The 12,956-nt window shown below is 61.8% G+C and carries 14 protein-coding genes; all 14 read left to right on the top strand.

The features are described 5' to 3' along the window. Window positions 1–761: GlxA family transcriptional regulator (locus B3C1_RS07550; protein WP_008483967.1), on the top strand; the 761-nt coding region annotated here is incomplete at its 5' end. A gap of 156 nt (window positions 762–917) precedes the next feature. Next, entirely contained in the window at window positions 918–2,342 is a 1,425-nt protein-coding gene (locus B3C1_RS07555; RefSeq protein ID WP_008483968.1) for an ATP-binding protein, read from the top strand. A gap of 233 nt (window positions 2,343–2,575) precedes the next feature. Further along, window positions 2,576–3,586: an alpha/beta hydrolase gene (locus B3C1_RS07560; protein WP_008483969.1), complete on the top strand. Its 1,011-nt coding sequence runs from the start codon at window positions 2,576–2,578 to the stop codon at window positions 3,584–3,586. 70 nt (window positions 3,587–3,656) lie between these two features. Then, window positions 3,657–4,310 carry a hydrolase gene (locus B3C1_RS07565; RefSeq protein WP_008483971.1) on the top strand — a complete coding sequence of 218 codons (654 nt, stop codon included), beginning with the start codon at window positions 3,657–3,659 and terminating at the stop codon, window positions 4,308–4,310. Between the two features lie 43 nt (window positions 4,311–4,353). Beyond that, window positions 4,354–4,893, top strand: coding sequence for an antibiotic biosynthesis monooxygenase (locus B3C1_RS07570; RefSeq protein ID WP_008483972.1), 540 nt, complete (start codon window positions 4,354–4,356; stop codon window positions 4,891–4,893). A gap of 18 nt (window positions 4,894–4,911) precedes the next feature. Further along, complete coding sequence (locus B3C1_RS07575) at window positions 4,912–6,753, top strand: amidohydrolase (protein ID WP_008483973.1); 1,842 nt, start codon at window positions 4,912–4,914, stop codon at window positions 6,751–6,753. A gap of 12 nt (window positions 6,754–6,765) precedes the next feature. Next, window positions 6,766–6,990, top strand: a complete 225-nt coding sequence (locus B3C1_RS07580; protein ID WP_035481448.1) for a DUF1427 family protein — start codon at window positions 6,766–6,768, stop codon at window positions 6,988–6,990. Then, the gene (locus tag B3C1_RS07585) at window positions 6,987–7,175 is read left to right on the top strand and encodes a DUF1427 family protein (RefSeq protein WP_008483975.1); all 189 of its coding nucleotides are present in this window, start codon (window positions 6,987–6,989) and stop codon (window positions 7,173–7,175) included. The genes B3C1_RS07580 and B3C1_RS07585 overlap by 4 nt, the downstream gene beginning before the upstream one ends. Continuing rightward, window positions 7,172–7,555 carry a DoxX family protein gene (locus tag B3C1_RS07590; protein WP_008483976.1) on the top strand — a complete coding sequence of 128 codons (384 nt, stop codon included), beginning with the start codon at window positions 7,172–7,174 and terminating at the stop codon, window positions 7,553–7,555. Before B3C1_RS07585 ends, B3C1_RS07590 begins: the two co-directional genes overlap by 4 nt. Then, window positions 7,555–8,868, top strand: a complete 1,314-nt coding sequence (locus B3C1_RS07595; RefSeq protein ID WP_008483978.1) for an alginate export family protein — start codon at window positions 7,555–7,557, stop codon at window positions 8,866–8,868. Before B3C1_RS07590 ends, B3C1_RS07595 begins: the two co-directional genes overlap by 1 nt. Before the next feature lie 188 nt (window positions 8,869–9,056). Continuing rightward, window positions 9,057–10,136 carry a 4-hydroxyphenylpyruvate dioxygenase gene (gene hppD / locus B3C1_RS07600; RefSeq protein WP_008483980.1) on the top strand — a complete coding sequence of 360 codons (1,080 nt, stop codon included), beginning with the start codon at window positions 9,057–9,059 and terminating at the stop codon, window positions 10,134–10,136. After that, a complete protein-coding gene (locus B3C1_RS07605) occupies window positions 10,129–11,259 on the top strand; it encodes a homogentisate 1,2-dioxygenase (RefSeq protein ID WP_008483983.1) in 1,131 nt (376 codons plus the stop codon). The genes hppD and B3C1_RS07605 overlap by 8 nt, the downstream gene beginning before the upstream one ends. Before the next feature lie 2 nt (window positions 11,260–11,261). After that, the gene (locus B3C1_RS07610) at window positions 11,262–12,242 is read left to right on the top strand and encodes a fumarylacetoacetate hydrolase family protein (protein WP_008483984.1); all 981 of its coding nucleotides are present in this window, start codon (window positions 11,262–11,264) and stop codon (window positions 12,240–12,242) included. Then, window positions 12,239–12,880: a maleylacetoacetate isomerase gene (maiA, locus tag B3C1_RS07615; RefSeq protein WP_008483985.1), complete on the top strand. Its 642-nt coding sequence runs from the start codon at window positions 12,239–12,241 to the stop codon at window positions 12,878–12,880. Before B3C1_RS07610 ends, maiA begins: the two co-directional genes overlap by 4 nt. Window positions 12,881–12,956: the final 76 nt, after the last annotated feature.

Here is a 12,956-nt window from a genome sequence, read left to right on the forward strand (position 1 = left end):
AGCCTGCCGAGTCTTATGATCTGTTGCTGGTGGTCGGCGGGCCCGGCGCCTACAGCGGCAGCCATCCCAATCTTTGTACCTGGCTTCGGGATATGGAAGGGCGGGTAGGGCGCCTGGTGTCGGTCTGTACCGGTGCCTTTTTGTTGGGGGAGGCCGGTTTGCTTGACGGCCACCGGGTAACCACCCATTGGAACTACACCGAGCAGCTGGCCCAGGCCTATCCCAAGGCCAAGGTGGAGCAGAACCAGATCTTCATCAACGATAAGAGCGGAGTGATCAGCTGCGGCGGCATTACCGCCGGTATCGATCTTGCCTTGTCGCTTATCGAGGCCGATCACGGTCGGCAACTGGCGGTGCAGGTTGCCAAGGTGCTGTTGGTGGTGATGCGCCGCCAAGGCGGGCAGGTTCAGTTCAGCCCCTTGCACGCCGAGGTAACCGATGATGAAACCGTCATTGGCAAGGTGCAGCGGTACGTACTTGAGCATCTCGATGAGGACTTTTCGGTGGAGTCTCTGGCGGCCATGGCGGCCATGAGCCAACGGCATTTTGCCCGCAGCTTTGCCCAGGAAGTGAAAATGACCCCCATGGAATTCGTCCGGGCCGCCAGGGTCGATTCTGCCAGGAAGCTATTGGAAAACAGTGCCTTGCCTTTGAAGACCATCGCCTATCAAAGCGGTTTTGCCAGTACCCGCCAGATGCGCCAGCAGTTTAACGACAAGCTGGGGCTGACCCCGGCCCAATATCGCCGCCAATTCGGTTAACTGGCCGTTAATGGGTTCAACATGGCCGTAATGGTCCTGTTTTGCCCGTCGCTTGTCAGCTGAGATCGGTAATCATTACTTGTGACCTGTTTGTTGGGTCTCAGGGATTGCCGCCCGAGGTATCGGTGGCCTGGAAGCTGACGGCGTTAAATGACGATGCAAACACTACCCCCACTTGCAAACAAGGCTCTGCGTTTCGGGCCTTTTCTGCTCTATCCAGACCAGCGTCTGCTGATGAAGGAAGGGGAGCCGCTCAACCTGGGCGGCAAGGCCATGGATATCCTGCTGGCGCTGCTGCAAGAGCCCGGCGCCCTGGTCAGCAAGGGGCAACTGATGGCCAGGGTTTGGCCCACCACAGTGGTGGACGAGATCTCGGTACGGGTCCATATCGCTGCCCTTAGGAAGGCCCTGGGGGACAGCCACCGCAGCGAGGGGATCATCGCCACCTTGCCCCAGCAGGGCTACCGCTTTGTGGCCAAGGTTAGGGTAGAGGACTCGGTAAGCGGCGCCCCAAGGCTGCCGTTGCCGTCGCTGCTGTGGCACACCCTGGGCCGGGATGAGGCCCTTGGCACCCTCAAACGCCTGCTCCTTGAGCGGCGCCTGCTGACCCTGGTGGGCTGTGGCGGCATAGGTAAAACCACGGTAGCCCTGCGGGTGGCCGAGCAGCTCAAGGGCGACTTTGGCGACGGCATCCATTTTCTGGATCTGGCCACCATTGACGATCATGATGCCGTGGCCAAGGTGTTGGCCCAAGGCCTGGGCTTGGCCCCTGGCCATGGCCTGGCGGGCTACTTTGAAGGGCGCCAACTGCTCCTTGTCCTGGACAACTGTGAGCACCTGGTGGGGCCCTGCGCCAGCCTGGTGGAGAGGCTGCTGCGATTGGCCCCGGGGCTGAGGGTGCTGGCCACCAGCCGTGAGCCGCTAAGGGCCGAAGGGGAGTCTGTGCTGCACTTGGGTCCCCTGCCTTATCCGGTGGCCTGCGATAGCCCCAATGCCAGCGAAGCCATCAGCTACGCCGCCATTGAACTCTTCCTGGCCAGGGCCCAGGCCCGTTTGCCCCAGTTCAGCCTGGATGACGACAACGTGGCGGCAGTTGCCGCCATCTGCCGCCGCCTGGACGGTATCCCTCTTGCCATTGAACTGGCGGCGGCCAATGTGGAAGCCTTGGGGCTGGACGGGATCTGCGCCCAGCTTGACGACGGCATGCGGCTGTTAAGCCAGGGCCGGCGCCATGCCCTTAAACGCCATCAGACCCTGGAAGCGACCCTCGATTGGAGCTACGGCCTGCTGAGCGACAGTGAGCAGCGCTGTTTTCGGTTGCTGGCCATTTTCAACGGGGCCTTTTCCCTCAACCAGGCCCTGGAGCTACTCAACTGCGGCGATGCCTGCCGGGCTACCCTGTTGGAGCGGGTAACCCAACTGGTCAGCAAGTCCTTGTTGGAAGTGGACCGCAGTGGCCCTGAGCAAAAATACCGGCTCCTGGACACCACCCGCAGCTACGCCCTGGACAAGCTCAAGGCCAGCGACGACGTCCACCACCTTTGCTGTCTCGGCCACCTGCGCCAAACCAAGGCCCAATAAGAAACGGCCGTTGTTGGCCAGCCTGGCCATGCCCCTCGGCTGCCTTGTGCCAAAGTGCCTTTTTCCCTTTCGCTGCCTCCCAAGGCTTATCAAAAACGCATTTAAAAACAAATGCTTGAGTTGTTAATTTCGTTGCCTGCTCCATTAACGCCGATTAACACCGATTAACTCGCGCCGGGGGCGGCCAGCACCAATGATGAAGGCCAACACCAGTCCTCATTGGAGAAAGCCCGATGTCGCGTCAATCCCTGCTGGCCAGCGTCTCGCTGCTACTTGCCACCTTTGCCTGCCAGGGCGAACCCTGGGTAGACAAGGATACCCGCCAATTCCTCGATGCCCTGGCCGCCGGTGGCGGCAAGCCACTGGAAACCCTGTCCCCCACCGCTGCCCGTGCCGTGCTGACCGGTGCCCAGCAATCGGTGGCGGTGGACATGTCCGGCATCGAGGTGGAGCACAAGAGCGTAGCGGTGGCCGGCAAGCCGCTGAAGCTGGTGCTGGTTAAACCGGCCGCCGCCAAGGGGCCCTTGCCGGTATTCATGTTTTTCCACGGTGGTGGCTGGGTGCTGGGGGACTACCCCACCCACGCCAGGCTTATCCGCGACCTGGTGGTGAATTCCGGCGCCGCCGCTGTGTACGTGGACTATGCCCCTTCCCCGGAAAGCCAATATCCCACCGCCATCAACCAGGCCTATGACGCCACCTTGTGGGTGGCTCAGCATGGCCGGGAATGGGGCCTGGATCCGCGCCACCTGGCGGTGGCCGGCAACAGTGTCGGCGGCAATATGGCGGCGGCGGTGTCCTTGATGGCCAAGGACAAAGGCAAGCCGGCCATTGGCTTTCAGTTGCTGCTGTGGCCGGTGACCGACGCCCGTTTCGACACCCCCTCCTACCAGCAGTTTGCCCAGGGCCACTTCCTGACCCTGCCGATGATGAAGTGGTTCTGGGACGCCTACACCACCGATCCCAAGGAGCGCGCCCAATACTACGCCTCACCCCTGCGCGCCTCCCTTGCCGAGCTCAAGGGCCTGCCGCCGGCGCTGGTGCAAACCGCCGAATGCGACGTGCTGCGTGACGAAGGGGAAGCCTATGCCCACAAGCTGGACGCCGCCGGGGTGCCGGTCACCGCCACCCGCTACAACGGCATGATCCACGACTACGGTCTGCTCAATCCCCTGGCCAGCAACAGCACGGTGCAAGCCGCCCTGCGCCAGGCCGGTGAAGAGCTGCGCCACCACTTGCACTGACAATTTTGGCCTGTCCGGCGAGGCTGCCGGGCAGGGCGTTTTTACCCCATCACACAACGAGGAAACTACCATGGCCATTGCCAAAGCCGCTCCCGGCAAAACCCTGCTCAGCCCCAACGACCACATCCTGGTAATGATTGACCACCAATCCCAGATGGCCTTTGCCACCAAGTCCATTGACGCGGTAACCCTGCGAAACAACGCCGCCCTGGTGGCCAAGGCCGCCAAGGAATTTGACGTCTCCACCATCCTCACCACCGTTGCCGAGAAGAGCTTTTCCGGCCCTATCTTCGAGGAGATCAGTGCGGTGTTCCCTGGCTGCAACGTCATCGACCGCACCACCATGAACACCTGGGAAGACGAACGCATCGCCGAACGGGTCAACAGCATAGGCAAGCCCAAGATAGTGCTGGCAGGGCTCTGGACCTCGGTCTGTATCGTCGGCCCGGCCCTGTCGGCCCTGGACCAGGGTTTTGAGGTCTACTTCATTGCCGACGCCTGTGGCGACGTGTCTGTCGAAGCCCATGAGATGGCCATCCAGCGCATGGTACAGCTGGGCGCCCGCCCCATGACGTCCTTGCAGTACCTGCTTGAGCTGCAACGGGACTGGGCCCGCACCGGCACCTACGACCAGACCGTCAAGACCGCCATTGCCAACGGTGGCGCCTATGGCCTTGGCCTGATCTACGCCAAGACCATGTTCAATGCCTCCGAAGGCCACTGATGTAAAAGGCGCCTCCTTCGGGAGGCGCCTCGAGGTAAGCCCCATGTCCAACGACGCCATCACCCTGGTGATCCGCCACCGGGTCAAAGCCGGCCATGAAGCGCGCTATGAAAGCTGGCTGCGCCGTATCACCGAAACGGCCAGTCGCTACCCGGGCCACCTGGGGGTGGATGTGATGCGTGACGCCAGTCTTTTTGTCAGTGTGCTGCGTTTTGCCAGCGCCGACGCCCTGGATGACTGGCTGGCGTCGGCCACCCGCCAGGCCCTTATCACCGAGATCGCCCCCTTTTTAAGCGAGCAGGAAAGCCGCGAGCAGCACCAGGGCCATGAGTTCTGGTTTGTGCCGTCCCAAAGCCATCGCCCGCCGACCCGTTGGAAGCAGGCCCTGGTGACCTTTTTGGTGATCTTGCCGTTAAGCCTGCTCTTCCCGCAGTTACTCAAGCCGGTATTTGCCCTGTCTCCCTGGCTGGGCAGTTATCTTGGCCGCGGCCTGCTGGTCACTCTTTGCATCGTGTTGTCGGTGGTTTACCTGCTGATGCCAAGGGTTACCCGGCTGCTGGCCCCTTGGCTTAACAAACCCTGAGCCACAAGGAGCGTACCCATGCATGCCGATATCATTTTTAAAAATGGCCATATCCATACCGTCGACAAGAGCAATCCCTACGCCAGTGCCGTGGCCATCAAGGACGGCCGTTTCCTGACGGTGGGCAGCGACAGCGAGGCCATGGCCTATTGCAGCCGCGACACCCAGGTTATCGACTTGAACCGCCGTACCGTCATTCCGGGCCTTAACGACTCGCACCTGCACCTTATTCGCGGTGGCCTCAATTACAACCTGGAGTTGCGCTGGGAGGGGGTGCCGTCTTTGAGCGACGCCCTGGCCATGCTCAAAGCCCAGGCCGACCGTACCCCGACCCCCCAATGGGTGCGGGTGGTGGGGGGCTGGAACGAGTTCCAGTTCGCCGAGCGCCGTATGCCCACCCTTGACGAGCTTAACCGCGCCGCGCCGGACACTCCGGTGTTTGTACTGCACCTTTATGACAGGGCGCTCTTGAACCGCGCCGCCCTTAAGGTGGTGGGTTATGACAAAAACACCCCCAACCCGCCGGGCGGTGAAATTGTCCGCGATGCCAGCGGTAACCCCACCGGCATGCTGATCGCCCGGCCCAACGCCATGATCCTCTACGCCACCCTGGCCATGGGGCCCAAACTGCCGCTGGAATACCAGGTCAACTCCACCCGCCAGTTTATGCGCGAGCTAAACCGCCTTGGGGTGACCAGCGCCATCGACGCTGGCGGCGGTTTCCAAAACTACCCGGACGACTACCAGGTGATCCAGGAGCTGGCCGACGCTGACCAGCTCACTATCCGTATCGCCTACAACCTCTTTACCCAAAAGCCCAAGGAAGAGCTGGCAGATTTTCAAAGCTGGACCAAACAGGTCAAACCGGGGCAGGGCAGCGATTTCTTCCGCCACAATGGCGCCGGCGAGATGCTGGTGTTCTCCGCCGCCGACTTTGAAGACTTCCTAGAGCCTCGGCCGGACTTGGCCCCCAGCATGGAAGCAGAGCTTGAGCCCGTGGTGCGCCACCTGGTGGCCGAGCGCTGGCCGTTTCGCCTGCACGCCACCTATGACGAGTCCATCTCGCGGATGCTGGATGTGTTCGAGAAGGTCGACCGCGACATTCCCTTCGACGGCTTGCCCTGGTTCTTCGACCACGCCGAAACCATCAGCCCTCAGAACATCGAGCGGGTTCGGGCGCTGGGCGGCGGCATTGCCATCCAAGACCGCATGGCCTTCCAGGGGGAATACTTTGTTGACCGCTACGGCCCTAAAGCCGCCGAGCAAACCCCGCCCATCAAACGGATGCTGGCCGAAGGGGTGCCGGTAGGCGCCGGTACCGACGCCACCCGGGTGTCCAGTTACAACCCCTGGACCTCCCTTTACTGGCTGGTGTCAGGCAAAACCGTGGGTGGCCTCAACCTCTACCCCGAAGGCTTGGACCGCGAACAAGCCCTGGCGCTCTTTACCCATGGCAGCGCCTGGTTCTCCTCCGAGCAAGGCAAGAAAGGCCAAATCAAGGTGGGGCAACTGGCCGATATGGTGGCCCTGTCCAGCGATTACTTCCGTATCGACGAGGAAGAAATCAAGTGGCTTGAATCGGTACTGACCCTGGTGGGCGGCAAAGTGGTGTACGGCTGTGATGAGTTCACCACGCTTTCTCCTCCCGTATTGCCGGTGCTGCCCGACTGGTCGCCGGTGGCCATGGTGCCCGGCCACTGGCGCCCCAATCTTGCCGAGATCCAGGCCACCATGCACCAGTGCTGCGGCTCTTGCGCCGTACACGGCCATGACCACAACAAAGCGCGCTTCTCTGACGTACCGGTCAGCGACTTCCAGGGTTTCTGGGGGGCCTTTGGCTGTTCCTGTTTTGCCTTTTAAGAGGAGATAACCATGCGACCGTTATTGGGTTTATTGCTGGGGCTGTTGATCGGCGCCGGCTGCCGGCTGGCGGGGATACCGCTGCCGGCGCCCCAGGCGCTGATCGGCGCCTTGCTGGTGTTGGCCATGACCTTGGGTTACAGCCTCACCGGCCTGTTAAACCGTTGCCGCCCGGCCACCCAGGCCGACAACTGCGGTGGCCCCAGCGGCCAGCGCCAAACCGGAGGTACGCGATGACCGCCTTGATGGGGATAGTACTGGGGCTGCTGATTGGCGCCGGTTGCCGCTGGTTTGACATTCCGGCACCGGCACCGCCGAAACTGATGGGGGCGCTGCTGGTGGTGGCCATGACCCTGGGCTTTATCGGCACCGATGCCCTGCTGGCCAAGGCGCCTGCCGTGGCCGTGGAGGCCGGTCAATGAACCTCTCGTTGCTGTTGGTGCGTTGCTGCCTGAGCGCGGTATTTTTGTTCAGCGGTTTTGACAAGCTCTTTGACTGGGCCGAAGCCCAGCGGGAAGTGGTGGGTTTTGGCCTGCCGATGCCGGCCTTGTTTGCCGCCGCCACCATCGGAGTGCAGCTGGGCGGCGGTTTGAGTGTATTGCTGGGCTTTTATACCCGCTTTGGCAGCTTGCTGCTGATGGCCTTTACCGCCGCAGCGACCCTGCTGGTGCACTGGCCAGTGGGCGCCCCCAACCCCACCATGGCCCTCACCACCAGCCTTGAGCACCTGGCCATTATTGGCGGTTTTGTGCTGCTGACGGTGACCGGCCCTGGCACCTTGGCGCTGGCCGGCAGGCGCTGATGCTGCTGGTATCCCTGCTATTGGCCGCCCAAAGCCTATCGACACCGGCGCTGACAAAGCTGCGCCAAGACGAAGATTGGTCGGCCTGGTGCGCCGATAAGCCCCAGGGATACCCCTTTAAATGCCTCAGACCCACCGCCGACAGCCTATTGAGCCTAGGCGGGGAGGTGCGCTATCGCTATGAATTTACTGACGATCCGGTTTGGGGCGGCGAGCCGCAGGACGAGCACGGCGTTTTTACGCAGCGCTACGTGGGCTTTGCCGATTGGCACCTTGGCTCCCGTTGGCGCCTCTTTGGCCAAGTGACCAGCGCCATTGCCGACGGCAGGGCCGGCGGGCCGTCAATACCGGACCAAAACCGCCTGAGCGTGCAGCAAACCTTTGTGCAATATGGGGCAAAGGATTATCGCCTGACCCTTGGCCGCCAGGAACTAAACCTTGGCTCGGGCCGGCTCTTGGATGTGCGCGAAGGGCCCAATGTCCGGCGCCGCTTTGACGCCGGCGTAGTGAACGGGCAGCTCGGCAACTGGCATTGGCAGGGCCTGGTGGCAAGGCCCTGGCGCTTTAAAACCGGCAGCTTTGACGACCGGGTTGACCACAGCCAGGGGCTTTGGGGCTTTTACGGCACCACCTGCGCGCCACTATCCGGCAACCTTGACCTTTATTACTTTGGCTATCGTAACGAGCATGCCCGCTATGCCCAGGGGCAAGGGGTTGAGCTTCGCCACACCCTCGGCACCCGGCTCTTTGGAGACCAGGGCCCCTGGTCTTGGAACTGGGAGTTTATCTACCAGTTTGGCCGCTTTGATGGCGGCGACATTGGTGCCTGGAGCCTGGCAAGCGATACCCGCTATCGCTTTGGCGCGCCATTTGCCCCTGAGCTTGGCCTCTCTGCCAACGTTGCCAGCGGCGATAAAAACCCCAACGACCACAAGCTGGGTTCTTTTAACGCCCTGTTCCCACGAGGCAATTACTTTTCGGAAATGGCGCTCTTGGGGCCGCGCAACTTCTACAACCTGCACCCCTATTTGGGGCTGAACCTGACCCCAGCCCTGGTGCTGACCACAGAGCTCGATTTTTATTGGCGCCTTGAAAAGGGTGACGGCATCTACGGTCCCGCCGGCCAGCTGCTGCGCCCCGCTTATTCGCCTGGCTCGCGCTACGTGGGCACCGAGTTTGCCGCCAATGTCACCTGGACGCCCCGGCGCGGCCATGTGCTGACCGCCATTTACGGCCACTCTTTCCCGGGGCCCGCCCTTGGGGATGCCAAAGACGAAGACTTTCTTGAGTTGACCTGGCAGTACCGTTTTTAACCCCCCTGTAGCGTAAAGTTGCCACCCCAAGAGGCCCGCCAGGGCCTTCTGCCAGGGGTTTTGACGGCTGTATTTCTAAGTTGACGCATTGCTGGTTGACGCGCACGTAAAGCAGGGTGTTCCCCCAGGCTGAGCGGCGCGTTATACCAAAGAAAAGGCAAAGACCTGAACTCAACGAGGAATGCAGCATGTCAGTCGATACCACCTACAACCCCCTTGGCACAGACGGCTTCGAGTTTGTCGAATACACCGCCGCCGACGCCAAGGGCATCGAGGATCTCAAGGCCCTGTTCAACTCCCTTGGCTTTGCCGAAGTGGCCAAGCACAAGCATAAGGATGCCTGGCTGTACCGCCAGGGGGACATCAACTTCATCGTCAACGGCCAGCCCCACAGCCACGCCCTGGAGTTTGCCAAGAAGCATGGCCCTTCGGTGTGCGCCATGGCCTTTCGGGTCGGCGACGCCCAAAAAGCCTTCGAACATGCGGTGGCCAACGGCGCCAAGCCCTACCAGAACCCGGTGGGCCCCATGGAGCTGAACATCCCGGCTGTCTACGGTATCGGCGAGTCCTTGCTGTTCTTCGTGGATATGTACGGCGAAAAAGACATCTACGGTGTGGACTTCCAGTTCTACCCCGATTTCAAAGAGCGCATGGCCCGCCACAACGCCGGCCTGTTCGAAGTGGACCACCTGACCCACAACGTCCATCAGGGCAACATGGCGGTCTGGGCCAACTTCTATGAGCGCATCGGCAACTTCCGTGAAATTCGCTACTTCGATATCGAAGGCAAGCTGACCGGCCTGGTGTCCAAGGCCATGACCGCCCCTTGCGGCAAGATCCGTATTCCCATCAACGAGTCCTCCGACGACAAGTCCCAGATTGAGGAATTCCTGCGCGAATACAATGGCGAAGGCATCCAGCACATCGCCCTGACCACCGACGACATCTACAAAACGGTGGCGGATCTCAAGGCCCGTGGCACCAAGTTCATGTCCACCCCCGACACCTACTACGAGAAGGTCAACGAGCGGGTTCAGGGTCATGGGGAAGATCTGGCCAAGCTGAAGGAGCTGAGCATCCTTATCGACGGCGCCCCCGAAAAAGACGGCATCCTGCTGCAGATCTTCACCGACACCGTGATCGGCCCGGTGTTCTTCGAGATCATCCAGCGCAAGGGCAACGAAGGTTTCGGCGAGGGCAACTTCAAGGCCCTGTTCGAGTCCATCGAAGAAGACCAAATCCGCCGTGGAGTGCTGAGCGATGCGTAAATGGGCCAGCATTCCCCATCGGGAAGGCGTCCATTCCCGCCAGGCCCATGCGGATCTGCCGCAAGAAGGCCTCTATGAGCGGGAGATGGGTAAGGAGGGCTTTTTCGGCCCCACCGCCCATCTGCACCACAGACATGCGCCTACCGGATGGGTCAGCTGGGAAGGGCCCCTGCGCCCCCGGCTGTTCGATTTGAACAACGTCAAAGGGGAGGGCAACAGCCCCTGGCACGCCGATCTGGTGCTGCACAACCCCCATTGCCGTTACCGCATCTGGCGCCCGGCCGGCAAGATGGAGCGCCTGGCCCGTAACGCCGACGGCGACGATCTGCTGTTCGTCCACGAAGGGGAAGCCGAGTTCTTCTGCGACTTTGGCCACCTGACGTTGCGTGATGGCGACTATCTGATGATCCCCAGGGGCACCATGTGGCGCCTGGAGCCCAAGGGCCAGATGAGCCTGCTGATGATCGAAGCCACCAACGGTTCCTACCAGCTGCCCGATAAGGGCCTGGTGGGCCCCCAGGCCATCTTCGACCCGGCGGTGCTGGACATCCCGGCCATGGATGACGCCTTTCGCGCCCAGCAGACCGAAGACAGCTGGCAGGTGGAGGTCAAGCGCCACAACCAGGTGAGTGTCATCACCTATCCGTTCAACCCCCTGGACGCCGTGGGTTGGCACGGGGATCTGACGGTGCTGCGCCTGAACTGGCGGGATATCCGGCCGCTGATGAGCCACCGCTATCACCTGCCGCCCAGCGCCCACACCACCTTTGTGGCGCCGCGCTTTGTGGTCTGCACCTTTGTACCAAGGCCCATCGAGTCCGACCCCGGCGCCTTGAAGGTGCCCTTCTACCACAATAACGACGACTACGACGAAGTGCTCTTCTACCACGCCGGAGACTTCTTCAGCCGCGACAACATCGAGCGCGGCATGATGACCTTCCACCCGGCGGGCTTCACCCATGGGCCCCATCCCAAGGCCTTTAAGGCCGGGTTGGAGTACAAGAAGAAGTTCACCGACGAAGTGGCGGTGATGCTGGACACCCGCGACGCCCTGGAAGTAGGGGACGCGGCCCTGCCCACCGAGAACAGCGCCTACGTCAACAGCTGGAAGACCCCGGAGTAAGGATGAAGCTAGCAACATTGAAAGACGGCAGCCGCGACGGCTGCCTGGTGGTAGTGAGCACCGATCTTAAAAAGGCGGTGAAGGTGCCGGCCATAGCCCAGACCCTGCAAGGGGCCCTGGACCAGTGGCAGCAAACCGAGCCGAAGCTCCAGGAAATCTACCAGGCCCTGAATGCCGGCCAGGTCGAAGGTATCATCGCCTTTGACGAGACCCAGTGCGCCTCGCCGCTGCCAAGGGCCTACCAGTGGGCCGACGGCTCGGCTTATGTCAACCATGTGGAGTTGGTGCGCAAGGCCCGTGGCGCCGAGATGCCCGACACCTTCTGGACCGATCCGCTGATGTACCAGGGCGGCTCTGACAGCTTTATCGGCCCCCGTGACGACGTGCCCCTGGGCAGCGAAGACTGGGGTATCGATTTTGAGTCGGAAGTGGCGGTGATCACCGGTGATGTGCCCATGGGTGCCAGCGCCGAGCAGGCGGCAAAGGAAATTCGCCTCTTCATGCTGGTCAACGACGTGTCACTGCGGGGCCTTATCCCTGGTGAGCTGGCCAAAGGCTTTGGCTTTTTCCAGTCCAAGCCGTCCAGCGCCTTCTCGCCTGTGGCCATCACCCCCGACGAGCTGGCCGACAAGTGGCAGGACGGTAAGGTGCATCTGCCCCTTATCACCCACCTCAACGGCAAGCTGTTCGGCCAGCCCGACTGCGGCGTCGACATGACCTTCAATTTCCCGACCCTGGTGGCTCACGCCGCCAAGACCCGGCCGCTGGGGGCCGGCGCCATCATAGGTTCCGGCACCATCTCCAACTACGACAGGTCCAAGGGTTCTTCCTGCCTGGCCGAAGTGCGGATGCTCGAAACCATAGAGCACGGCGCCCCCAAGACGCCCTTTATGAAATTCGGTGACCGGGTACGGATTGAAATGCTGGACGCCAAGGGCAACAGCCTCTTTGGCGCCATCGACCAGCAGGTGGTCAAGGGATGAAGCTGCACGGCTACTGGCGCTCGTCGGCGGCCTACCGGGTGCGCATTGCCCTTGCCATCAAGGGCATCGACTACCAGCAGGTGCCGGTGCACCTGGTCAAGGACGGCGGCCAGCAGCACAGTGCCCAGTACAAGGCCCTTAACCCGGCCGAGCTGGTACCCTGCCTGGAAGACAAGGACCTGGCCCTGGGCCAGTCCCTGGCCATCCTCGAGTACCTGGAAGAAACCCAAGGCGGCCCCAAGCTTCTGCCGGCAGAACCCGGCCTGCGGGCCCAGGTGCGGGCCTTTTGCCAGGACATCGCCTGCGACATCCATCCCTTGAACAACCTGCGGGTTTTGCAGTACCTCAAGGGGGAGATGGCGCTGAGCGACGATAAGAAGGACGCCTGGTACCGCCACTGGCTGGCCACCGGCTTTGCCGCCTTGGAGGTCAAGCTGGCCAAAACGGCGGGGCACTATTGCTTCGGCGACACCCTGACCCTGGCCGACTGCTGCCTGGTACCCCAGGTCTATAACGCCCGGCGTTTTGAGGTGGATCTGGGTCCCTACCCGACCCTGGTGGCGGTCGTGGCGCGGTTGGAGGCGCTGGACGCTTTTATCAGCGCCGCCCCGGAGCAGCAACCGGACGCCAACGGATAAAAAAAGCCGGCCTAGCGCCGGCTTTTTTTTGCCTATTCCCTCCATGAAATCAATCACCTGCTAACCTCAATCTGTA

Source organism: Gallaecimonas xiamenensis 3-C-1, assembly GCF_000299915.1.
GTDB lineage: Bacteria > Pseudomonadota > Gammaproteobacteria > Enterobacterales > Gallaecimonadaceae > Gallaecimonas > Gallaecimonas xiamenensis.

Bases quoted from the DNA above. Each gene is read 5' to 3' on its own strand.
- hppD (WP_008483980.1), top strand. From the start codon at position 9,057: ATGTCAGTCGATACCACCTACAACCCCCTTGGCACAGACGGCTTCGAG.
- B3C1_RS07575 (WP_008483973.1), top strand. From the start codon at position 4,912: ATGCATGCCGATATCATTTTTAAAAATGGCCATATCCATACCGTCGAC.
- B3C1_RS07565 (WP_008483971.1), top strand. From the start codon at position 3,657: ATGGCCATTGCCAAAGCCGCTCCCGGCAAAACCCTGCTCAGCCCCAAC.
- B3C1_RS07560 (WP_008483969.1), top strand. From the start codon at position 2,576: ATGTCGCGTCAATCCCTGCTGGCCAGCGTCTCGCTGCTACTTGCCACC.
- B3C1_RS07555 (WP_008483968.1), top strand. From the start codon at position 918: ATGCAAACACTACCCCCACTTGCAAACAAGGCTCTGCGTTTCGGGCCT.
- B3C1_RS07580 (WP_035481448.1), top strand. From the start codon at position 6,766: ATGCGACCGTTATTGGGTTTATTGCTGGGGCTGTTGATCGGCGCCGGC.
- B3C1_RS07610 (WP_008483984.1), top strand. From the start codon at position 11,262: ATGAAGCTAGCAACATTGAAAGACGGCAGCCGCGACGGCTGCCTGGTG.
- maiA (WP_008483985.1), top strand. From the start codon at position 12,239: ATGAAGCTGCACGGCTACTGGCGCTCGTCGGCGGCCTACCGGGTGCGC.
- B3C1_RS07595 (WP_008483978.1), top strand. From the start codon at position 7,555: ATGCTGCTGGTATCCCTGCTATTGGCCGCCCAAAGCCTATCGACACCG.
- B3C1_RS07590 (WP_008483976.1), top strand. From the start codon at position 7,172: ATGAACCTCTCGTTGCTGTTGGTGCGTTGCTGCCTGAGCGCGGTATTT.
- B3C1_RS07570 (WP_008483972.1), top strand. From the start codon at position 4,354: ATGTCCAACGACGCCATCACCCTGGTGATCCGCCACCGGGTCAAAGCC.
- B3C1_RS07585 (WP_008483975.1), top strand. From the start codon at position 6,987: ATGACCGCCTTGATGGGGATAGTACTGGGGCTGCTGATTGGCGCCGGT.
- B3C1_RS07605 (WP_008483983.1), top strand. From the start codon at position 10,129: ATGCGTAAATGGGCCAGCATTCCCCATCGGGAAGGCGTCCATTCCCGC.